The organism is Agrobacterium sp. 22-209-1 (assembly GCF_053522485.1).
The window spans coordinates 694,327-716,087 of the sequence record NZ_JBNWCH010000002.1 but is presented as its reverse complement, the minus strand read 5'-3'; the positions used below and the strand labels follow the sequence as shown (position 1 = coordinate 716,087).

At 57.5% G+C, this 21,761-nt stretch carries 20 protein-coding genes and 1 pseudogene; 13 read left to right on the top strand and 8 right to left on the bottom strand.

Annotated elements, in window-relative coordinates:
- From ACQZ48_RS07815 to ACQZ48_RS07800, 4 genes and pseudogenes are all read left to right on the top strand, one after another.
- A pseudogene (locus ACQZ48_RS07815) lies at positions 1-86 on the top strand (IS5/IS1182 family transposase); the annotation flags it as partial.
- A gap of 105 nt (positions 87-191) precedes the next feature.
- Positions 192-1,262 carry a hypothetical protein gene (locus ACQZ48_RS07810; protein WP_448728710.1) on the top strand — a complete coding sequence of 357 codons (1,071 nt, stop codon included), beginning with the start codon at positions 192-194 and terminating at the stop codon, positions 1,260-1,262.
- A 57-nt stretch (positions 1,263-1,319) separates the two neighbouring features.
- Positions 1,320-1,634 carry a hypothetical protein gene (locus ACQZ48_RS07805; RefSeq protein ID WP_448728709.1) on the top strand — a complete coding sequence of 105 codons (315 nt, stop codon included), beginning with the start codon at positions 1,320-1,322 and terminating at the stop codon, positions 1,632-1,634.
- Between the two features lie 113 nt (positions 1,635-1,747).
- A complete protein-coding gene (locus ACQZ48_RS07800) occupies positions 1,748-5,986 on the top strand; it encodes a D-Ala-D-Ala carboxypeptidase family metallohydrolase (protein ID WP_448728708.1) in 4,239 nt (1,412 codons plus the stop codon).
- A 168-nt stretch (positions 5,987-6,154) separates the two neighbouring features.
- On the opposite strand, the gene ACQZ48_RS07795 is transcribed toward ACQZ48_RS07800, so the two are convergent.
- Both ACQZ48_RS07795 and ACQZ48_RS07790 read right to left on the bottom strand, forming a co-directional pair.
- Entirely contained in the window at positions 6,155-6,571 is a 417-nt protein-coding gene (locus ACQZ48_RS07795; protein ID WP_112765728.1) for a hypothetical protein, read from the bottom strand.
- A gap of 704 nt (positions 6,572-7,275) precedes the next feature.
- Positions 7,276-7,635, bottom strand: a complete 360-nt coding sequence (locus ACQZ48_RS07790; protein ID WP_191217786.1) for a DUF2934 domain-containing protein — start codon at positions 7,633-7,635, stop codon at positions 7,276-7,278.
- Positions 7,636-7,802: 167 nt separating this feature from the next.
- Here ACQZ48_RS07790 and ACQZ48_RS07785 point away from each other — a divergent pair, with 167 nt between their 5' ends.
- Positions 7,803-8,042 (top strand): hypothetical protein, encoded by a 240-nt coding sequence (locus ACQZ48_RS07785; protein ID WP_077982958.1) that lies wholly within the window; start codon positions 7,803-7,805, stop codon positions 8,040-8,042.
- A gap of 57 nt (positions 8,043-8,099) precedes the next feature.
- Here the strand turns inward: ACQZ48_RS07785 and ACQZ48_RS07780 are convergent, their stop codons facing one another.
- The 3 genes from ACQZ48_RS07780 to ACQZ48_RS07770 all read right to left on the bottom strand — a co-directional run bounded on the left by ACQZ48_RS07780 (position 8,100) and on the right by ACQZ48_RS07770 (position 9,643).
- A complete protein-coding gene (locus ACQZ48_RS07780; RefSeq protein ID WP_077982484.1) occupies positions 8,100-8,543 on the bottom strand; it encodes a TIGR02594 family protein in 444 nt (147 codons plus the stop codon).
- A gap of 136 nt (positions 8,544-8,679) precedes the next feature.
- Positions 8,680-9,237, bottom strand: coding sequence for a methylated-DNA--[protein]-cysteine S-methyltransferase (locus ACQZ48_RS07775; protein WP_448728707.1), 558 nt, complete (start codon positions 9,235-9,237; stop codon positions 8,680-8,682).
- Between the two features lie 136 nt (positions 9,238-9,373).
- Positions 9,374-9,643, bottom strand: coding sequence for a DUF982 domain-containing protein (locus tag ACQZ48_RS07770; RefSeq protein WP_162520436.1), 270 nt, complete (start codon positions 9,641-9,643; stop codon positions 9,374-9,376).
- A gap of 188 nt (positions 9,644-9,831) precedes the next feature.
- Between ACQZ48_RS07770 and ACQZ48_RS07765 the strand changes: the two genes are divergently transcribed.
- From ACQZ48_RS07765 to sseA, 4 genes are all read left to right on the top strand, one after another.
- Positions 9,832-11,271 carry a cryptochrome/photolyase family protein gene (locus ACQZ48_RS07765; RefSeq protein ID WP_448728706.1) on the top strand — a complete coding sequence of 480 codons (1,440 nt, stop codon included), beginning with the start codon at positions 9,832-9,834 and terminating at the stop codon, positions 11,269-11,271.
- A gap of 122 nt (positions 11,272-11,393) precedes the next feature.
- A complete protein-coding gene (locus ACQZ48_RS07760) occupies positions 11,394-12,431 on the top strand; it encodes a cysteine synthase A (protein ID WP_173988702.1) in 1,038 nt (345 codons plus the stop codon).
- 12 nt (positions 12,432-12,443) lie between these two features.
- Positions 12,444-13,181, top strand: coding sequence for an alanyl-tRNA editing protein (locus tag ACQZ48_RS07755; RefSeq protein ID WP_077982489.1), 738 nt, complete (start codon positions 12,444-12,446; stop codon positions 13,179-13,181).
- 16 nt (positions 13,182-13,197) lie between these two features.
- Complete coding sequence (gene sseA, locus ACQZ48_RS07750; RefSeq protein WP_173988700.1) at positions 13,198-14,619, top strand: 3-mercaptopyruvate sulfurtransferase; 1,422 nt, start codon at positions 13,198-13,200, stop codon at positions 14,617-14,619.
- Between the two features lie 303 nt (positions 14,620-14,922).
- Here the strand turns inward: sseA and ACQZ48_RS07745 are convergent, their stop codons facing one another.
- Positions 14,923-15,804, bottom strand: coding sequence for a DUF4344 domain-containing metallopeptidase (locus ACQZ48_RS07745; protein WP_173988698.1), 882 nt, complete (start codon positions 15,802-15,804; stop codon positions 14,923-14,925).
- 164 nt (positions 15,805-15,968) lie between these two features.
- On the opposite strand from ACQZ48_RS07745, the gene ACQZ48_RS07740 reads away from it, so the two are divergent.
- The 3 genes from ACQZ48_RS07740 (at position 15,969) to ACQZ48_RS07730 (ending at position 19,065) form a co-directional block, all read left to right on the top strand.
- The gene (locus ACQZ48_RS07740; protein ID WP_077982490.1) at positions 15,969-16,436 is read left to right on the top strand and encodes a DUF1203 domain-containing protein; all 468 of its coding nucleotides are present in this window, start codon (positions 15,969-15,971) and stop codon (positions 16,434-16,436) included.
- A gap of 97 nt (positions 16,437-16,533) precedes the next feature.
- Positions 16,534-16,869 (top strand): PilZ domain-containing protein, encoded by a 336-nt coding sequence (locus tag ACQZ48_RS07735; protein WP_448728715.1) that lies wholly within the window; start codon positions 16,534-16,536, stop codon positions 16,867-16,869.
- Between the two features lie 207 nt (positions 16,870-17,076).
- Positions 17,077-19,065 carry a bifunctional 2',3'-cyclic-nucleotide 2'-phosphodiesterase/3'-nucleotidase gene (locus tag ACQZ48_RS07730; protein WP_191217781.1) on the top strand — a complete coding sequence of 663 codons (1,989 nt, stop codon included), beginning with the start codon at positions 17,077-17,079 and terminating at the stop codon, positions 19,063-19,065.
- 172 nt (positions 19,066-19,237) lie between these two features.
- On the opposite strand, the gene ACQZ48_RS07725 is transcribed toward ACQZ48_RS07730, so the two are convergent.
- The gene (locus ACQZ48_RS07725) at positions 19,238-19,780 is read right to left on the bottom strand and encodes a DUF2087 domain-containing protein (RefSeq protein WP_077982493.1); all 543 of its coding nucleotides are present in this window, start codon (positions 19,778-19,780) and stop codon (positions 19,238-19,240) included.
- 241 nt (positions 19,781-20,021) lie between these two features.
- The gene (locus ACQZ48_RS07720; RefSeq protein ID WP_173988694.1) at positions 20,022-20,990 is read right to left on the bottom strand and encodes a LysR family transcriptional regulator; all 969 of its coding nucleotides are present in this window, start codon (positions 20,988-20,990) and stop codon (positions 20,022-20,024) included.
- Between the two features lie 148 nt (positions 20,991-21,138).
- On the opposite strand from ACQZ48_RS07720, the gene ACQZ48_RS07715 reads away from it, so the two are divergent.
- A complete protein-coding gene (locus ACQZ48_RS07715; RefSeq protein WP_072494288.1) occupies positions 21,139-21,756 on the top strand; it encodes an FMN-dependent NADH-azoreductase in 618 nt (205 codons plus the stop codon).
- Positions 21,757-21,761 lie beyond the last annotated feature (5 nt).

Below are 21,761 nucleotides of genomic sequence, written 5' to 3'. Positions count from 1 at the left end.
TCGCCACGCGCTACGACAAGCGCCCGGAAAACTATCTCGCAGCTGTCAAACTCGTCGCCGCAAGAATCTGGTGTCAGAGTTTATGAGTCGACGGCCTAGACGGTGCCCTTCTTGCCGGTGACAAACAGGGGCTACCATGGCTCACCCCTCAGAAGTACGTTGACGAAAACGGTGAGGAAAAAACCGTCACCGTGGAACAGCAGCGTGAAGCCGCCGTTCAACAATTCCTCGACAGGGAGCAGCGTGAACTTCAGCGCAAAGGCTCATCTGAAGCTGCCGCTGACGAGTCATTTAATCGGACGGTTGCATGGCTTTCTGCGAACGGCGCAAAGCATCCCCAATGGGAAGCAACCATCAAGGCTGGTGCCGTGGCGATGAACACGGTGATGGCGGGCGGTGAAATCCCCGAAAACGCAAAGAAAGGATTTGAGCTATACCGCCGCCTTGTTGAGCGCGCCCCTCAGCTTGCGTTCTCAATGTCGGATGAGGCAGCGCGGACTCAGTATGATGTTGCCAAAACCTTGGTAGAAAGTGGCACCCTCTCAGAAGACCGAGCACTGGTCACAGCAGCGGAATATAGCCGCGACCCCAGCAAGTTCAATAGTCCCACGGCGTCCCTACGTTCAGAGGAAATCCGGAAGACTCTTTCCGATTTCGAAGGCGGGTGGATTTCCGGCTTCGGGGAAATGAAAAACCCTGAAGTTGTCTCCACTGACATTCAGAAGCTTGCTGATGTGTATGTTAAGGCGGCTGGGCTTCCGGCAGACCGCGCCCTTGAAAGGGCCAGTGAGGCAGCGCGTCGAAACTACACTAATATCAACGGCTGGGCCGTCCGCACCGGAGACAGGGCGATTCCACCGGACTTCTCAGAACTGGCAACCGACTTCATCCACAACTGGGCGAAAGATAATGCCGAGCGGTTAGGGATTGACCCAGACGACCTATCAATACTGCCGCTGACAAACTCCGCAACGAACTGGCGAATTGTTCAGGCTGACGGCCTTCCCATCGACCTAGGCGCGGACACCATCTTAACGACCGCTGACCTGTACCAAATGAAACAGGTCAAACGCGAGCGTGAAGAGCGGCGTATCGAGGTTGAAAGTCAGGAACGTTATGAACCTATGGTGACGCTGCCCAGCTTGGGTATCACCATCGGCAAGCCCAAGCTATCCGGCTACAGCAAGGATGAAGTCAAACGCATCCGTGAGGAAGGTCAGAAAGCGCTGACCGCTCCGCAGAGAGGCAGCGGCGGCTGGTAATGTCAGCGGCCCTTGCCCCATCGCTCCCACGTGCAACACGCATAAACAGGACCAAGGATGAACACTAACACCGCTGCGCGCGCCATCACTGACATTAGCATGGTCGATGATCTAGACCCGAAAATGATTGATGTTGTCATTGACAGCAAACCGGAAAAGATCATGAACGCCGATTTCATCATCACTCTTGCAAGAGACAATGAGACGAACGGCGGACGTGCACTGTGGCGAGAGTACCGGAAGATGCTGGCTTATCATAGGAATAGTCCCGGCGAACGTCCCGGTGAAAAGCTCCGCACGACTGCCTTGATGGACGCCCTGCGCAAATTGGACCACCCACTAGCGCATTCGCCACAGGTCCGCTTCTGGTAGCCCCAGAGTCTTAGAACCCATCACAACGTTAATCCAAGCCGCAACCTTCGGTGCCCCTCAGCGCCGGAGGATGGCCGCGTCATGCGCCCATAAAGGGCAGCTAAGGAACCATCATGGCAAACCTTATAAATCTCGGTGGAGACATCGACAATCTGTCACCTAACGCAAAGGCAATGCTTGATGGTCTTGCCTCCAATGCGGGACTCCCTGATATTCGTGTCAGGTCCGGTTATCGTGACCCCACCCGGAACGCCAAGGCAGGCGGCGCAAATAACAGTCAACATGTGCACCGCAATGCACTTGACCTTGATATTTCCGGGTATGATGACGGACAGAAACGCAGTATTCTGGACGCCGCAATTGGTCTCGGTGCCCGTGGTGTTGGCATTTACCCATCGGGGAGCAGCCTTCATCTTGACGTTCGGGACACTCCGACTGTCTGGGGCTGGCACCCCGCAGGGGCGTACAAAAGTGCTGATGTCAGCCAAGCAGAAGAATGGGCACGTGAGAGCTTGTCGAAGCTCATGGCGCAATCTCCTTCTGTTACGCCCACGGCACCCGCGAGCAGCATAAGTGCCAAATCTCGCGCCCTACCTTCGTGGTGGAATTCTCTGGAGCAGCAGGCAGCAACCGCAGGCGTGGACAGTGATGTTCTTTACCGGATTGGTGGCGCGGAAAGCATGTTCAGAAATGTCCCCAATGCAGGTGGCACATCAAGCGCTCACGGCCCTTTTCAAATTATTGAGGGCACTTGGAACGGTGTCGCTAAATCGCGCCCAGACTTGAACCTAACGAACCGGCTAGACCCTGAGCAGCAAGCCAAAGCCGCGCCTTGGATTTTGAAGGAATACACCGACATTGTTCATAAGCGGATTGGGCGTGTGCCGACTGCGGGTGAGCAGTATCTTGCTTGGTTCCTTGGCCCCCATGACGCCGCTAAGGTTCTCAGTGCGCCCTCTGGTGCAGCCGTTAACGGCATCATTTCGCCAGACTCAATTGGTGCTAACCCGGACGTGTTCAAGGCCGTTCAGTCTGTTGATGACATGCGGGCATGGGCCGAAAAGAAGATGAGCGGCGAAGGGCTGGACGGCACCATTCGTGACACCCCTGAATATCCTCCAGTTCCAGACATGGGACGCGGTTTCGGCATCCTGAAATCGCCAGACCCCTACAACGACATCGAACGTGCCCAAATGGAAAAGCGACGTGACGAAGAGTCCTTCGGCTTCGGTCGTGGTGCTTGGGAGGCCATGAAGCAGGAGTCTGTAATTGGCTGGGCATTTGAACAGGCAGGCAGACCCGCACCGGACGTGAACTTCACCGTCTCGCAAGAGCTTCTGAAGGAGCGCGCCGCAGACGTGCCAACACAGTATCTCGGATATCTTAGCGACAGTCACTCGTCTGCCGACTTCGACCAACGGCTTAACCGTCTCCGGAAGGATATTGAAGTTGAGCAGAAGCTTGCGGCAATGGGAGCAACAGGCATCGGCTTGAGGCTCGGTGCGTCTATTGTTGATCCGGCTGGATGGCTGGCAACCGTGGCCGCATCTCCCATCGGTGGCGCAATCAAGGGAGGCCGCGTGGCTCGCATCCTTGCGGGAGCCGCTGAGGGCGCTACTGCCAACCTGGCACTCGAAGGCGTGATGTCTCAACTCAAGCCAACATGGGAAGCTGAGAACCTGATTTATGCCGGTGCCGGTGGTCTCGCTTTCGGTGCAGCCTTCGGCTCAATGGGGCGTAACGTCGCAAATGCTGAAGAAGCCAACACACTCGTCAAGCACTCACGGGAGCTTATGTCGAGCGTTGAGATGGGCCGTTCAGTAGGTGCAGCCCAGAACCCGGCATCGCGGAACCCCATCCGCACCGATATCTCGGAATACCTCAACAAGAACTTCGCGGATGCTCAGGATAACTCGGCCCTTAACGGCTGGCATCGCTGGGACTTAACGGGGCGCTTAAAGGCATCTGAGAACCCCCTTGTTCGCGCACTGGGCAATCTCATGCCTGAAGAGACGGTGGGTCAGAAGAAAGGCGGCGCTACGTCCCGCGCAATCACTGAAGACCAGATCATGATACAGCGCCGGTTCGACATATCTTGGAGCCGCGCCTATCGTTCTGCATGGTCCGACTTCAAGGAGCGGAACAAGCTCGGATGGGCTGCGGGAATGAACGGCGAGGAAACCGCATTCCGTCAGCAGATCACAGCAGCCATTCGCTCGACCGACCCGCTTGCTGAGTTCGACCCTGCCGTGATGCGAATGAAGCAGGAATGGAACAAGATCAGCGCCGCCTATGTGAAGCTCACTCAGGGCGATCACTTGGCGCTAGACGGCACCCAACGCGCGCCCATGAAGGGCTGGGAAGGCTTGAGTGAAAGTGACACCTACGTTCCCCGTTTGGTGCACTGGCAACGGTTCCGTGAACTTCAGGATGAACTGGGGTCGAACGGAATGGCGCGCCTCATCTCTCAGGCAATCCAAGGCCGCAATGCTGACATCGAGAAGGTGAAGGCCGACAAGATTGCAGCCGGGTACGTGAAGCGCTTGGAGCAGGTTGAGGCCGGTCAGGAACTCTCTGCCGCTCGAATTTTCTCGTCTCTCGATATGGACGAGATGCGGATGAACCTTGAGAACGTCGGTCTCGACCCGGAAGACATTGAGATGGTCGTGGGCGGCATGGCTGGCCGTGACGCTGGCAAGGCTGGTCAGGCTAGAGGGAAGCGCAGGCAGTTGCTTGACGAGAACTTCAGCATGACCCTCCAGACCAAGAACGGGCCACGTGAAGTGCGCGTAGCCGAACTCTTTCACGACGATGCTCAGTTCCTTTTTGAGAGCTACAATCGCCAGATGTCAGGGGCCATTGCGATGTCCCGTTTGCGGGTCGAGAACCCCAACTGGAGGCCCGGTGAAGAAGACCTTCATCCGCGTTATCTGGTGGACGGCGTGCACAGCCGCGCTGACTGGGAGAAGGTCATCAAACAGGTGCGCGCTATCGCGTCGAGTGAAGGAGCCACTAAGGGGATGCGTGAAAGCGTTGACGCTGACGTGGATCGCCTTCAGTTCTTGTTCGATGGTATCACCGGCACGCCGTCGAAGTTCGACCAGTCCAATATGGCTTCGGCTGTTCGCATGATCCGTGACTACAACTTCCTCCGCGTCATGGGTCAGGTGGGGATGGCGCAGCTTGCCGAAATTGGGATGATTACCTGTGGCTTAGGTCTCAAGACAGCTATTCGCTCCATGCCGGGGCTGCGCGCCTTCATGCGTGACGCTAGAACCGGAAAGTTAGCTGATGCGGATGCGGAGGCTCTGGAGTGGATCAGCACGGCTGGCACCGACACGCTGCGTGGTATGAGCCACATCGTGACGGATGACTTTGGCGCGCCGATAACGAACGCCGGTAAATCGTCTTTGATGCTGCGCGCTGAAGGGGCGATGAGCCGTGGCGCTAGGGCAATGACAGTTGTTAGTGGTATGGCTCCCATTAACGCTTACCTCCAGAGGTGGGCATCCAAAGCCGTCCTTCAAAAGTTCATCGACATGAGCGAGGAAGGTGCTCGGGTGAACCGGAAGCGTATGCGTGTGCTGGGTCTCAGTGATGAGATGCAGGACCGCATCTTTGAAGCAATCCGAAAGAACGCGGGTGAAACCACAGGTGAGCGTGAAGGCTCCAAGCTGAAACGTCTCAATCTGGAGAAGTGGAACCCTGAAGTCAGGGGTACCTTCGAACATGCAATTTTCAGATGGACCCGAAAGATTATTCAGGAGAATGACTTGGGACAGACGAACACAATTCTAGGGCATACTCTAGGAAAACTGTTCTTCCAGTTCCGTGGCTTTATGCTGGGTGCATGGACAAAGAATACGCTTCACAATGCTCATATGCGGGACTGGGAGAGTATGTCAATGATACTTGGAACGATGACATTCGGAAGCCTTGCGTATGTAGGGCAGACACATCTTCAGGCCATCGGCAGAAGCGACCGCGAAGACTGGCTGGAAAAACGCCTGTCACCGCAGAAGGTAGCCGCAGCAGCCTTCCAAAGAGCGGGTTTCTATTCCATCTTTCCTGCTGTAGCCGACAACATGGCTTATGTCGCCGGGTTTGATCCTCTCTTTGACAGTCGTGTCACCGGACAACCCTCACAGGGGCTGACTGCCTTCCCTGCACTGGGGATGATCGACAACGCCATGAACTCCGTGCGGGGTGTTGCCGGTGCAGTGCAGGGCAACCCGTTCTCTCAACCTGATGCTAGGGCAATGTTCGGGACGCTTCCCTTCCAGAACACACTGCCCATGCTCTGGTTCGCTAATACAGCTATAAGGGGGCTTCCTGAGAAGGACAGTCGCTGATTAAGGGAAGGCCACGGTGCGCCTCACCGTGACCCTCATTCTTAAGCCTCTAGCGAAGGGGCGGTGTTCGGCAATCCGAACTCCCGCACTTTATCGAGACACTAAACGTTGGGCAATACTTCACCGACATGTCACCAGTTCAGGCTGCTGACGTGTCGGTTTTTTTCGTCAAAGGACATCAGATTGGTGGTCTATAGCGTCTCTGTTCCGCCTACCAAATTGACTATCCATTGCATCTTCAATTCGAGAGAAGATTTTTCGCTCATTCTCACGTTTCGTGTGCTGACCAAGTTCTTTTGTCAGAGTCGCACGGCTCGGCTTCTCATAACGGACTTGATCGACCTTCAACCGTCCATAGTCATATAGCCTGTTCGTCAAATAAGTCAGTCGAGCGATATCCACTATCATCAGGTTAAAGCGTTGACGTTTTCCTAGGTATCGATGAGGCCGGATTCGAGCCTCGAACGCCTGTGATAAGATAAGCAGTTCTTGAATGCTTCGAAAGGTTTCTGTGTCAGCTTCTGCCGCTGCGGCAATCAGAACCTCCAGCGCGTCGTGTGGCGGCTCAGTCGGTTTCTGATCCATGTTCTCTTCAAGCCATGCCTTGAAGCATTTATCCCAGTAGGCAGACAGTTTCGACAGGGCATGGGGCATCCTAATCCGTGCACTAACCTGTCGCTGTCGTCTTAGTTCGTGTGTCGCTTGTCGTTGATCTGATATTTGAACCCAAAGCAGAACGGCACCTGCTATCGCGAACGCCCCAGTCAGCAGTGTTTGGTAGCGATTAAGAAAATACTCCACGCATCCGAACGGCGCTTCCGTGACAGGTCCACAACCTTTATCAAAAGCACTCCCCGCAGATAGACCAACAGTCAAACTGACTGAGACGAGTGCAAGCGCGGTAATGCAGTAGCGGCACTCTCGACTGTTAATATGCGCCAATATGCGCCGCCAATACGCCCCCACCTATGCCCCCTCAAATGAAGTCTACCTCACCGAATCAATCAGTGAAGGTATTCATTTAAGGCGCAGCATCCCACGATACAAAACAGGATTGACATGCAGGTACACTCAGCGTTACCCATGAGGTACACCGAGAAGTGAGGACGAGAAACGAAATCTTCTCTAAGTCGCTGAATAAGAAAGAAAATATGCCTTGTTGACAAGGTTTGATTTTCTCAAATCTCTCCGGCCCGGGGAGCCATTTTCTCTCAAAACATATAATGTAGAGCGTAAAATGGCTTTCCGCCCGGCCGGATAGACGCATCGCGCTTTTATACCTGAAGGCTTCAGGCTTTTTTCGGTGCGCGTTTGGTTGCCCGGGTTGTCGTGGTAAGCGCTGGCGGATCGCTCGCAGGGAAACTTTCTTCAAGGCTTTCGGTCAAATCATCGTCCTTGTCCATCTGAGATGCCGTCTGCTCTTTCTGAAGCGACTTTACAGCCGGTGACTTCGTTTTCTTTGACAGCGTTTTAGCGGCGGGGGATTTTTTTGCGCCGCTTTTGCTGGCAGATTTCGCCTTGCCGGCATTGTTGGAAACTTCCTGCTCCGCTTCCATCCAGTGCCGTTCGTGATGACCCTCCGGCCTCCCCTCTTTCTCCCATATTGCGCGGGCTCTTTCCCGGATTTCGGCTTCGCGATCATGGTCCATAACGGCCTCCCTCTTTTCGTGGCACCGGCTTTATTCTGCCCATGGAAAACCCGAGAAAGCTAGGATTTGTTCCGCCTTCGAAAGCCGTAGATGCGGATTTCGCGATCATCGAAGGAACCGCCCCGGCGGCCGATCGTTTGCTCCACGATAACAACAGGAGAATTCCGATGACCGGCGCCAGGCATAAAAGTCCCGAACCTCTCGATATTCGACAAAAAGACGTGGCGGATTTTGAAACCGACAGCGATCTGAAGTCTAAAGACAGTGAAATCTATCCGGATGAATCGATCAGCCTTCGCGCGCGCAGGCAGGCGGCGCGGCAGCATGAGGATGCCTTTATCGTGGCGACCGACCTGGAAGACGACGATCAGCGAGACGCGGCACCAGGCACAAGAGAGCAGCCTTAGACCTGAAAAAGGAAAAGGCGGGTCAAAGCCCGCCTTTATCAAAAAATGCAAGGAGATTTATCGGCGGACCGAAACGATGGCCTTGCGATTGAAGTTCGACACCTGCACCCGGCCGGACTGGTTACCGCCGAGAATCTTGGCCGTCTTGCCGCTCATGCTTTTCAATATTCCGGCATGGTAACCACGGCCGTTGCGAATGACAACGACATCGCCCGGCTTGGCCTGACTGACAGGCACGGCATAGCCGAAGGATCTCCAGGACTTCGCAAACCCATAGGATTTTGGAGATTTCCGCCCGACCTTGCTGGCGACGGCATGCAGGAAAAGGCCGCACCAAGGGGTACTACGTGGATTTGCGCCAAGAATGTTCTTGAGGCTCTTGTTATTTTTGGACTCATGCAGCCCGGTGTATTTTTCTGCCTGGTTCAGCATGCCGGCGGAGGCCGATGCAACGACTGTAAAAGACAAGGCAACCGATAGAATTAACGCGGATACTTTCAAACGTTTCGCCCTTATGTTAGAGGACGCCCGTGTATTGTGACAATTTAGCGACAATTTGACGAGAAATGGGCAGAAATCAGACGCCTATTCATGCGCGCTCATCTGTCATTTTCATGCGCGCTCATCTGTCATTGCTTCAAAACAGGCTGCCCTGCGCCTCATCGGCCCGGCTGCGGCCGGCATTTTCGAGATCCAGCATACGCAATTTGGTGGTGGTTCCACCCGGCGCAGAGAAGCCGCCAAGCCTGCCGCCGGCGGCAAGCACCCGGTGACAGGGAATGATCAGCGGCACCGGATTTTTCGCCATGGCCTGACCGACATCGCGGGCCTTTTCCATACCAAGACCAAGCGTCTTTACGATGCCGCCATAGGTCGTCGTGTTGCCCCAGCCGATCTGCCGCGCGACGGCGTAAACATCGAGGAAAAAACGATCCTGCCCGGCGAGATCGAGTTTGACTGTGGTAAAATCGATTTCCTCGCCGCCAAAATAACGGGTGATCATTGCAACCACCTCACGCGTGCGTGTTTCCGGAACAGCGAGAGAGGCGGACGGCAGGCGCTTCAGGAGAAGCTTTTCTGTCTCGCCGGCATCAGGGCTGGGCAATTGCAGACGCGCGATACCATGCCCCGCCCATGCCAGGCCGCAATGGCCGAGGGCCGTGGGAAAAACAATATAACCGTGGTGGTTGCTCATCGCCGTCACTCATTCGCCTTTTCGTATGCACGATGCCATATCCCACATTCGAAACAACCCCGTTCCCACCCTCTCAACACACAAGGCCACCCGTTTTTGGCGGGTGGCCTTTTACACGTCAGTTCCGAAAATCCGTTCAGGATGCGATTTTGTCCGGCTCTTCCACCAGGCACTGCGCCTGCCGACTGGCGGCGACGAAGGCCGTGCGGGCGATTTCTCCCGCTACGTCGCCCATCAGCGAGGCGCGGCACAGGCGCAGCGCCTGTTCATGTACCTTGTCGCCCCGTTTGGGCCATTCATGCTGGAGAAAATCGAAAGCGTCGTAAACGCCGTTGAAAATCCGGGGAGCGCCGTTTTCAAGAGAGATGGTAACGGGCTTTTCCCACTTAACGTCATTCAGCAACATTGATTGCACTTCCATGCTCTATTAACCCGCGACAAACGCCGGCTCCTCCAGTTGGTTCCCTTTACCAGCGGTTTCAAGGGCGAAAAAATAACCCCCTAGAAACCGTGCGCCCCATCTTTTCATTGTAGCCGATTTGCGGAACAAAGCGGTTCAACACTCGTTCAAGCGGAAGTGAACCGGGACCCTTCATGTCAACAACAGTCTCCCCCGCAATCGTCTGGTTCCGCAAGGACTTGCGCCTTTCGGACAATCTCGCCTTGCTTGCCGCCGTGGAGCACGGGAGGCCGGTCATCCCCATCTATATCAGGGAAGAATCATGTGGCCCGCTGGGCGGCGCACAGGAATGGTGGCTTCATCATTCGGTCGCCTCGCTTTCCGCCGCACTGGAAAAAACCGGCAGCCGTCTTCTGCTTTTTAGCGGCGAGGCCGAAAAGACGTTGCGCGCGCTAATATCCGAAACCGGCGCCGACGCGATATTCTGGAACCGCCGATATGATCCGGCCGGCATGGCCACGGACAAGGCGCTCAAACAGAAGCTACGCGACGACGGGCTGACCGTCCGCAGCTTTTCCGGGCATCTCCTGCACGAGCCATCACGGCTGCAGACGAAATCCGGCGGGCCTTACCGGGTCTATACGCCCTTCTGGCGGGCGCTGGAGGTCGGCGAAGAGCCACACGCGCCGGCGGATGCGCCAAAGAGCCTGAAGGCGCCCAAGGTCTGGCCGAAGTCCGAAAAACTCGCCGACTGGAAGCTGCTGCCCACCACGCCGGACTGGGCAAAGGATTTCAGTGACATCTGGACGCCCGGCGAAAACGGTGCGCAGGAAAAACTCGATGATTTCATCGATGGTGCCCTGAAGGGTTATGAAGAAGGCCGGGATTTTCCAGCAAAACCCGCGACGTCGCTGCTTTCACCGCATCTTGCCGCGGGCGAGATATCGCCGGCGGCCGTCTGGCACGCCACGAAAGGGCTTTCGCGGCATATTGCCTCCAATGATATCAGCCGTTTCCGCAAGGAAATCGTCTGGCGGGAATTCTGCTACCACCTGCTGTTCCATTTCCCGGAACTGGACGAAAAGAACTGGAACGACAGTTTCGACGCCTTTCCCTGGCGGGATGATGAGAAATCCTTCCAAGCCTGGACGCGCGGCATGACGGGTTACCCGATTGTCGATGCCGGCATGCGACAATTGTGGCAACACGGCATCATGCACAACCGGGTGCGCATGATCGTGGCGTCCTTCCTCATCAAACATCTGCTGATCGACTGGCGCAAAGGCGAGAAATGGTTTCGCGATACGCTTGTCGATGCCGACCCGGCGTCCAATGCCGCCAACTGGCAATGGGTGGCGGGCTCGGGGGCGGATGCCTCGCCGTTCTTCCGCATCTTCAACCCCATATTGCAGGGAGAGAAATTCGACGCCGACGGGGATTATGTACGCCGCTTCGTGCCTGAGCTTGAAAAGCTCGAGCGGAAATACATCCACAAGCCGTTCGAAGCGCCGAAGGATGTGCTGAAAAAGGCGGGCATCGAACTCGGCAAGATCTATCCGCTGCCGATCGTCGACCACGCAAAGGCGCGCGAAAGAGCGCTCGCCGCCTACGCCGCGGTGAAGAAGGCCACATAAAACTGGGTATCGGCAAAATTTTGCGTGGCTAAGCCAAAGCCGGGAAGATAATTTCTTGTCTTGAAGCGGTTGTAACGGGACATAACGGCACCTAATTTCCGCTCAGACAAGAAGGCTCGATCATGACCATTCATCCCTCTGCGCTCAGTGCTATCGGCAACACGCCGCTCATCCGCCTGAAAGCTGCCTCTGAAGCAACGGGGTGTGAAATCCTCGGCAAGGCGGAATTCCTCAATCCCGGCCAGTCGGTGAAGGATCGCGCCGCGCTCTACATCATCCGCGACGCCGAACGGCGCGGACAGTTGCGCCCAGGCGGCACCATCGTGGAAGGGACGGCCGGCAATACCGGCATCGGCCTGTCGCTGGTCGCCAATGCGCTTGGCTACAAGACCGTCATCGTCATTCCCGAGACGCAGAGCCAGGAAAAGAAAGATGCGCTGAAACTTCTCGGCGCCAAGCTGGTCGAGGTTCCGGCAGCACCCTATTCCAACCCGAACAATTACGTGAAGGTCTCCGGCCGGCTGGCAAAACAGCTTGCCGCAACGGATGAGAACGGCGCGATCTGGGCCAACCAGTTCGATAATATCGCCAACCGCCAGGCGCATATCGAGACGACGGCTCCGGAAATCTGGGACCAGACAGACGGCAAGGTGGATGGCTTCATCTGCGCAGTCGGCTCGGGTGGGACGCTTGCAGGCGTGGCCGATGGCCTGCGCGATTTCAATCCCGACATCAAGGTCGGCCTTGCCGACCCTGAGGGTGCCGCCCTCTACGAATTCTACAAGCACGGCGTCCTGAAATCCGAGGGTTCTTCCATCACGGAAGGGATCGGGCAGGGCCGCATCACCGCCAATCTGGAAGGTTTCGCCCCGGACTTTTCCTATCGAATTGCAGACGCGGAAGCCTTGCCCATTCTCTTTGATCTGGTCACGAAAGAAGGCCTTTGCCTCGGCGGTTCTTCGGGCATCAACATTGCCGGTGCAATCCGCCTTGCCCGCGAGCTCGGTCCGGGGCATACAATCGTGACGATACTTTGCGACTACGGCAATCGTTATCAGTCGAAGCTCTTCAATCCGGATTTCCTGCGCTCAAAGGGGCTTCCCGTGCCGCAGTGGCTGGCGACCAAGAGCGAGATTCCGGTTCCCTACGAAACCGTTTAAGGAAATGCCGAAATGCCCGTGAATGCCCTGTTTCGTGACGATTTTTATCTTTCCACCGCAGAAGCAATCGTCACGGCGGTGCATGAGGATGGCGGCATAGAGCTAGACCAGACCTGCTTTTACGCCACCTCCGGCGGCCAGCCGGGCGATAGCGGCTTTCTCGAGCGGGCCGATGGGTCGCGCATCGAACTCGGCATCACCAGAAACGGTGCCGACAAGAGCGTGATCGTCCATGTGCCGCTCGAAGGCCAACCTTCCCCCAAGGTCGGCGAAAAACTGACGCTGCATGTGGACTGGCCGCGTCGTTACAAGCTGATGCGCATGCACACCGCCTGCCACCTGCTCTCCGTCGTCTGCCAATGGCCGATCACTGGTGCGGCGGTCGGCGAGGATGAATCGCGTGTCGATTTCGACATGTCGGAAACCATCGACAAGGACGAGGTGACCGCAAAGCTGATGGAGCTGGTGAAAGCCAACCACCCCGTCTTCCTGCAATGGATCACCGACGAGGAGCTTGCCGCCAATCCGGGCATCGTCAAATCCAAGAATGTGCGCCCGCCAATGGGTCTTGGCCGGGTCAGCCTCGTCTGCATCGGCGAAAATTCCAGCATCGACAGCCAGCCCTGCGGCGGCACCCATGTTTCCGAAACGCAGGAAGTGGGCGATATTCACATTGCCAAGATAGAAAAGAAGGGCAAGGAGAACAGGCGGTTCCGCATTCGTTTCGGCGCGCCTGAAGCTGTTGCCTGAGATCGGGAGAAACATCGTGAGCACGGATAAGAGCCGTTTCGTCGTTTCGGCGGACTGGGTGGAAAAACAACTCGGCACGGCCGGGTTTCGTGTCGTTGATGCCTCCTGGTATCTGCCGGCGCACAAACGCAACGGTGCGGAAGAATTCGCAGCCGGCCATCTGCCCGGTGCGGTCTTTTTCGATCAGGACAAGATCGCCGATCATACCACCGGCCTGCCGCACTCCCTGCCCTCGCCGGAATTCTTTGCGGAACAGGCCGGTTCGCTCGGGCTCAGCGACACCGATACGATCGTGGTTTATGACGGTCCCGGCTTCTTTTCCGCGCCGCGTGTGTGGTGGATGTTGCGGGTGATGGGCGTGCGCAAAGCCTATGTGCTGGATGGCGGCCTCGACGGCTGGAAACGCGAAGGGCGGCCGCTCGAAACCGGCACGCCGGAAATCGAGCCGGCGACCTTTACGCCTGACTTCAACGAAAAGCGCGTGACGTCGCTGGGCGCCATGCGCGGCATCGTCGACAGCGGTGAAAAACAGATTGCCGACGCTCGCGGCGCCGGACGCTTTACCGGCGACGAGGCCGAGCCGCGTGCCGGCATGCGCTCCGGCCACATGCCCGGCGCGCGCAGCCTGCCCGCAACGGCCTTTTCCGAAAACGGCCACTTCAAGGATTTGACCGCCATCCGCAAGATGGTGACCGATGCCGGTATCGATCTTTCGAAGCCCGTCGTCACCAGTTGCGGCTCGGGCGTCACCGCCGCTGTCATCACCCTAGCCCTGGAATCGCTCGGCCATAAGGATAATTCGCTTTATGACGGCTCATGGTCGGAATGGGGCGGATTGCAGGATACGCCGGTGGTGACCGGTCCGGCGGATGCAATCCCCACATTGTCGCACGGGCCGCTGAAGGCGCATGTGACGCAGCTCGAAATGACGGCGCCGCCGAAGGTCAGCCTGCCGATCCCCGTGAACATCCAGACGGCGCTGATGCGGGTCAACAATATTCCCCTGCATTTCTACCGCTATCTTTACTGGCGGGTGGGAAAACGCTGGCACTGGCAAAAGCGCATGCGCATGAGCGACGCCGAGCTTTCCGCCATCCTGCGCGATCCGAAAAACAGTGTCACGGTTCTTTATATGAATGGTGCGCCCGCCGGTTTCTTCGAACTGAACAGGGCGAGCGACGAGGTGACCGAGCTTTCCTATTTCGGTCTACTGGAAGAGGCGATCGGTGCGGGCGTTGGCAAATGGTTCCTGTTGCAGGCGCTTTACGCCGCCTGGCAGGACAATCCGCAACGGGTGACGGTGACGACCAATACGCTCGACCATCCGCGCGCGCTGCAGCTTTACCAGATGATGGGTTTTTCGCCCGTCGGCACCTATGAGGCCTGGGTGGAGCCGCTCGCCGATACCGAGCTTCTGGAGATATCGCTGCGCAATTGAGTAGCGCCATTGAGAGCAACGCGTGCCATTCTCCAATAAGGAGTGTCTGTTCCCCGCTCCCTCATCCCTGTGCTCGTCACAGGAGTCCAGCCAGCCCAAGTCCTTGGGCTGAAAAAGACTCTCTCGCCGCGCAGACGCGCGTCAGCTAGATTCCTGTGACAAGCAACAGGAATGAGGGGGTGAGGGAAATGTCAGCGCAGGAACCGCTGCACAATGTTGGTGGGGATACCTTTTACGGCGCAGCAGCACGGCACTTTCCTCCCATATCAGGAAGCCAGATCGCCAGCGGCCGGCAATCTGCCTTCAGATTTCCCGTTCCAGATTAACGGCTGCCGTCGGTATTTTCCCGCCTACAGCACCTTTGTCTTCCGTGACGGTGTTCTGCAGATGATCGGCAATCAGTTCCGCCTGGAACTTGCCGAGTTCATAACAATAGGTGATCTCGCGCTTTTCCGCCGACCAAAAGACGTCGGGACGGCCGCAGGATTTGGCCGTCAGCTTGACGTCCCCTTTCAGGCCATAGCTGCTAAAACTGCGGCTGATGAGATCGAGAACTTTGGATTCCTTGATCATGATGGCGTATGGTTCAAGTTCCGGGTCGCGCGGCGGCATGTAGCTGATGGAGAATCTGGAAGGCGCCTGGCTGCGGTGGGGCGCGAGAAAATTCTCCCACGCCGACGCAACGCCCGGATAGGCGGCGGCGCATTTGTCGAATTCGGCATTGTTGAGCCCCATCATGGCGGCCAGATCGCCATAACCGTCCTTGTCGCGGCCAACCATCAGGCAGGCCATGTTGCGATCACGGCTCCTGTCTGGCACCAGCACAGAGAAGACCGGGGCTTCATGCTCAGGCAGGGTCTGCGCCTCACGCGCCAGATACCAGCTATCCGTGGCATTGACGAGCGCGGTGTCGAGCCACTCCTCGTTGGCCTGGAGGATAAGCGTTCCTGCGAGTTGATCCGCCGGGGCCTGGGAACTTGCCGTCTGCGCCGTTCCGAAATCCGAGATCAGCATGCGCGCGCCCTCGTGATAAAGCGAGAAGATCGCATTGCCGATGACGAAATTGACCGCCTGCTGAAGCTGTTCGTCGGACAGGCCATCGAGGCCAGACGCCATCTGGGCCTGAGCGGGAACCGTCAAGGAAACGAAAGCCAGTGGAACGACGGCCAGAAAACGACGGAACATAAAATCAGACCTTCCGGGAACGAGGAGCGTCACTGATTCCCGAAGCTAACGAGTCACGCAATGGGCCGGTTGCATCGCCCGTCAAGAATCGGGTGGATAGCGATCCGTTTCGGGACCATAGCTGCAAAGAAGCAACGCCGATCCCAACATAGGAGGTTCCCGACATGACCGATCTCGTTTTCACCGCAATGCCGGCTAAGGAAGCCGAAGCTTACCGGGCAGGAGCCGCCGACGCTTATGGCAATGCACCGGAGAACGCCGTTTCTCCTGGAGGTATGCCATGCCGCCACTGCCTTCGCCAGATCGGTGAAGGCGACGCGATGCTGATCCTCGCCTACCGGCCCTTTCCCTCGCTGCAGCCCTATGCGGAAACGGGGCCGGTGTTTCTGCATGCCGACGCCTGTGAGCGCTACCCGCAGACGCAGACCATTCCGCCGATGCTGGACAGCCCGGATTACATCGTGCGCGGTTATGGGGCCGATGACCGCATCGTCTACGGCACCGGCGCGGTGACGGCGACAAACGAAATCGTGTCACGCGCGCAGCAACTTCTGGAACGTTCGGATGTCGCTTATGTCCACGTTCGCTCCGCCCGCAACAATTGCTATCAGTGCCGTATCGACACAGCATAATCGGTAATTACATGCAATTTTAAGAGAAGAACTAAACGGCTCTCAAGTTTTCCGCGCCATGATGCAGGCATCGGAAACAATTCATTTGAGCAGCAAAATGACAAACAACCTCAATATGGCGACCCGGACCGCGCCCCGCAGCAAAACCAGGATTTTTGCGACCGTGCATTATTTCAGCCAGTCGACCAGAGGGCGTGTTGTCGATCTGTCCGCCACCGGAATGGCGCTCGAACTGGACGGGCCTTTCGCGGCTGCCAAGGGCAGCCGGGTCAAGGTGCAGAGTGAAGATCTGGGCTTCATCGAGGGCGTCGTGCAGTGGCAGCACATGAACCGCCTTGGCCTGCAGCTCAAGCTTTCCACCAATACGCTGGCGCAGCTATCCTCCTATTTTCGCTTCTTCCACGAAAAAGTGCGACCAACCCTCGCGCGCTGATCCAGAGCACGGCAATGCGCAGAGCGAAGAATGCGCATTCTCCAGTGCGGCGACACCTGCGCCGCACTGCCGTGATAAAAAATTTATCAAACGGTTGAAAACCGGCCCATCTGTCACGGCCCTGTCATTTTGGTGATGGACTCCTCTGCGATTGCTTCTACCCTGTCATTTTTCAAGACAGAGCAAGCTTCATCCGAAGGAGTTCCCATGTCGTCGCTTCTCGCTCTCCACCCCATTACCCGGCGTTCGCTGCTGGGCGGCATCGCAGCCTCCTCGGCGCTGGTGATGCTGCACCCTTTTGCTGCGCGTGCGGCGACCAACCAGGCGCATCTGCGCATCATGGAAACGACCGATATCCATGTTCACGTCTTTCCCTATGATTATTACGCCGATAAGCCGAACGACACGATGGGGCTTTCCCGCACCGCCTCCATCATCGACACCATCCGCGCCGAAGCGGGAAATTCAATGCTGGTGGACAATGGCGATTTCCTGCAGGGCAACCCGCTCGGCGACTATATCGCCTATGAGCGCGGCATGAAGGCCGGCGACAAGCACCCCGTGATCAACGCCATGAACGTGCTGGGGTATGATTGCGGCACGCTCGGCAACCACGAATTCAATTACGGTCTCGACTATATGTCGAACACGCTGGCGGGCGCTGGTTTCCCTTATGTCTGCGCCAATCTCACCAAGGGCCAGCTTGCTTCCGATCCGAAAAACGACGAGCTGTTCTTCAAGCCCTATGTTATCCTGGAAAAGCAGATACGCGACGGCGGCGGCGTGACGAGCCCGGTCAAGGTCGGCATCATCGGCTTTGTGCCGCCGCAGATCATGATGTGGGATTCCAAGAACCTCGAGGGCAAGGCCCAGACGCGCGATATCGTCGAGGCGGCAAAAGCCTGGGTTCCGGTCATGAAGGAAGAAGGCGCCGATATCATCATCGCCCTTTCCCATTCCGGCATCGATGGCAAGGGCCAGAGCGACCGCATGGAAAACGCCTCGCTCTATCTGGCGGGCGTGGAAGGCATCGACGCCATCTTCACCGGCCACCAGCATCTTGTTTTCCCCGGTCCGAAGACCTGGGACGGTATCGAGGGTGCGGATGCGGTGAAGGGCACGCTGATGGGCAAACCGGCCGTGATGGCTGGTTTCTGGGGTTCGCATATGGGCCTGATCGACCTGCTGCTCGAAAAGGACGGCAAGAGCTGGAAGATCGTCGACTTCACCTCCGAAGCCCGGCCGATCTATCATCGTGACGACAGCCGCAAGGTCGTTGCCGACTACACCGACAAGCCAGAGGTTCTCGCCGCCGCCAAGGCCGATCACGAGGCGGCCCTCGCCTATGTGCGCCGTCCCGTCGGCAAGACCTCCGCACCGCTCTATTCCTATTTCGCGCTGGTGGCCGACGATCCTTCCGTACAGATCGTCTCCAATGCCCAGACCTGGTACATCAAGGACATGCTGAAGGAAGGGCAATATAAGGATCTGCCCGTGCTTTCGGCAGCAGCCCCCTTCAAGTCCGGCGGTCGCGGCGGCGCGGATTATTATACCGATGTCCCCGCCGGTGACATTGCCATCAAGAACGTCGCCGACCTCTATCTCTATCCCAATACGGTGCAGGCGGTGCTGATCAACGGCGCGCAGGTGAAGAACTGGCTGGAAATGTCGGCCGGCATGTTCAACACGGTGGAGGCCGGTGCCAAGGACGCACCGCTGCTGAATGCCGACTTCCCGTCCTATAATTTCGATGTCATCGATGGTGTCACCTATCAGATTGACATTTCCAAGCCGGCGAAATTCGACAAGGACGGCAAGGCGGTCAATCCCGACAGCAACCGCATCGTCAACCTGCAATTTGAAGGCAAGCCCATCGATCCCGAGCAGAAATTCGTGGTGGCCACCAATAATTACCGCGCGAGCGGCGGTGGCAAATTCCCCGATATCGCCGGTGACAAGGTGATTTTCGTGGCCCCCGACACCAACCGCGACGTGATCGTGCGCTACATCATCGATCAAGGCACCATCAATCCGTCCGCAGACGCCAACTGGTCTTTCGCACCGGTGGCCGATACCACGGCGATCTTCGAGACCGGCCCCAAGGGCCGCCACTATGCAACCGATATCAAGGGCGCAAAAATCGAGGATGCCGGCGATGGCGCGGAAGGTTTCGCGAAGTTCCGTCTGGTTCTTTGAGGGCTGCGGCCTTTCGGCTGTTGGCGGCAGGGTGAAGCGCTGCCGTCATCCTTGGGCTTGTCCCAAGGATCTAACCACGTCAACAAAATCAATCCGTAGCAGATCCTCGGGACAAGCCCGAGGATGACGCCGAGTTTGATGGAAACTATCGGCAATACCGAGGGCTATCCCCTCAATCGCGCCCACCGAGCGTTCGCAGCAGAAGCGGCAGTTCCAATGGCGGCTTCTGCTCTACACGCCGATAATCGCTACCATCGCGGTTGCGGCGGATGAGCCTCAGGCCGACCATGTCGCGCCTCAGCATGGCTGCATCCCCGAACAGGTGCAGGCTATCCAGAAAGCTGCTGAATTCGCGCTCTGAAAAGCTCTGCCCGGCGGGAATTTTCGCCCACAGATACCAGAGGCACAGTTCCTGATGCGAGCGGCGGGCCGGCCATTGCATCATCCGGCCGGCAGCGTCGAAGACACGAACTGTCTTCAGCACCCTGCCCTCATTGGCGGCCGAAAGCATCTCAGGTCGGGATTGCCCACTTTCAGCGGATGGGTTTCTTGACGCGCGCAGATGCTGGAAATTTCGGAACCCGGCAGCGCGGCTCAGCAGATTGAGCATCTCCACATGGCTTGGCTTTCGGTCCAGCCTGCCGATCTGTTCACGGACGGATTTGGCGAAAGTCGACAGGTCAGCGATATCAATGGAAAGGATCGAACGTGGCATGACTTACCCTCATGTGCCATTCCGAAAAGGTGTCGCTGATCGCCGGCTTCCGACATGGCACAGGATAAGTGCTGTCAAACTTTAAAAATGCAGGTTTAGCTTCCCTTACGGGACGGCGATGCCTCGGTGAACTGCTGACCGTAATTTAGGTATAGGCAGGCGATCCACCCACGTCAATTGGCCTTGCTGGCATAGCGGCACCTTCTCAGCCTAAAGGTAATTGTCGCGACTTCAATCAATGTCACTCAGCGGCGACAGCAATGGTCCTCCGCTTTTGGGCAGCAAGCATCCCGTTGAAATCCTTATGCTTCGGACAGGCCGACAGGCGCTGCTGAAATGCTTCGGTGAGCCATTGGCCGGCGGGGCCGGCGGGTGAATCGACACGCCGTAGCGCAAAGAGCGGATATTCGCCCTGCTCATAGGCCTCGAGTTCAAGCGCTTTGAGGCCGCCATTGGCCAGGTCGTTCCGCACGATCGATGCGGGCAGGCCGCCCCAGCCCAGACCGCCCTTAATGAGCTGGTATTTCGTGGCGATGTCGCTGACCCGCCATGTCTTGTAGGACAGCACGTTGAAATCCCGCCCCTTGGTGAGGCCCGATGCATCGGTGACGACAAGCTGAACTTCCTCGCGCACGTCAGCGAGAACCAGAGGCCGCTCGATCTGCGCCAGCGGGTGGTCTGACGCAACCACCGGCAACATGAAGGAATGGCCGACCTTTTCCATCACGAGTTCATCGTCCTGGCGCAATACCGCCCCGCCGATGCCGATGCCGGCCTTGCGGGAAAGCACCATCTCCATGACCATGCCCAGTTCTCCGACATTGAGGCTGAGGGTGACGGTGGGGAACTGCTGGCGAAAATCCCGCAGCACGGCCACGACAGCCTCGGCCGGCACCATGGTGCTGATGGCAACCGAAAGTTCCGCCTCAAGCCCCTGCTTCAGCCCCTTGGCGCGGGCGCGCATCTCCTGCAGGCCGGCGACAATACGCCTTGCATCCTCCAGCATGGCGCGACCTTCATCCGTCAGCTTCGGCTGGCGCACGCCGCTGCGCTCGAACAGTGTCACTTCAAGCTGCGCCTCAAGGTTGGCGATGGTGTAGCTGATCACCGACTGCGCACGATTGAGCGCCCGTGACGCGGCGGAAAAACTGCCGGTCTCGGCCACCGTCAAAAACACCTGCAATTGATCGAGTGTCGGGTTCGCGTCCATGTACCATCCATTTCATCGATAGATTGCTTCCACATTATCACAGTTTTCTTGATGGCAACAATTTTCCATATAGGGGCAAAGGAAGGGCATCGTGCTCTCCCGCCCTCCCAAGGCGCCCGTCAATTCATCGCTTATGCAAGGAAAGACCATGTCCAACATTCTTCTCATCACCTCCAGCCCGCGTGGCGACGAATCGGTTTCCAACAAGTTCGCCGGTGAACTCGCCAGCAAGCTGAAGGCAAAGTCGGCTTCCAACACCCTTGTCCACCGCGATCTCGCTGCTGACCCGATCCCGCATCTCGACACCGTCAAGACCGCCGCCATCCGCAAGGCGCCCGACCAACGCACCGCTGAAGAAGCGGTTGCCGCCGATTATTCCGACAAGCTGGTAACCGAGCTTCTGGCCGCCGATACCGTCGTCATCGGCACCGGCCTCATCAATTTCAACATTTATTCCGGTCTGAAGTCCTGGATCGACAATGTCGCGCGCGCCGGCCAGACCTTCAAATACACCGAAACCGGCCCGGTCGGCCTTGCCACCGGCAAGAAGGTCTACATCGTTCTGGCCGCTGCCGGCGTTTATTCCGAAGGCCCGGCCGTATCGATGAACCACGCCGTTCCTTACCTGAAGACCGTCCTCGGTTTCATGGGCATGACGGATGTGGAAGTCATCTACGTCGAAGGCCTGGCATTCGGTCCGGAAGCAGTCGAAAAGGCCGTAGCTGCCGCCGAAGCCAAGGTTGAAGAGCTGGCGCAGGCCGCCTGAGACAA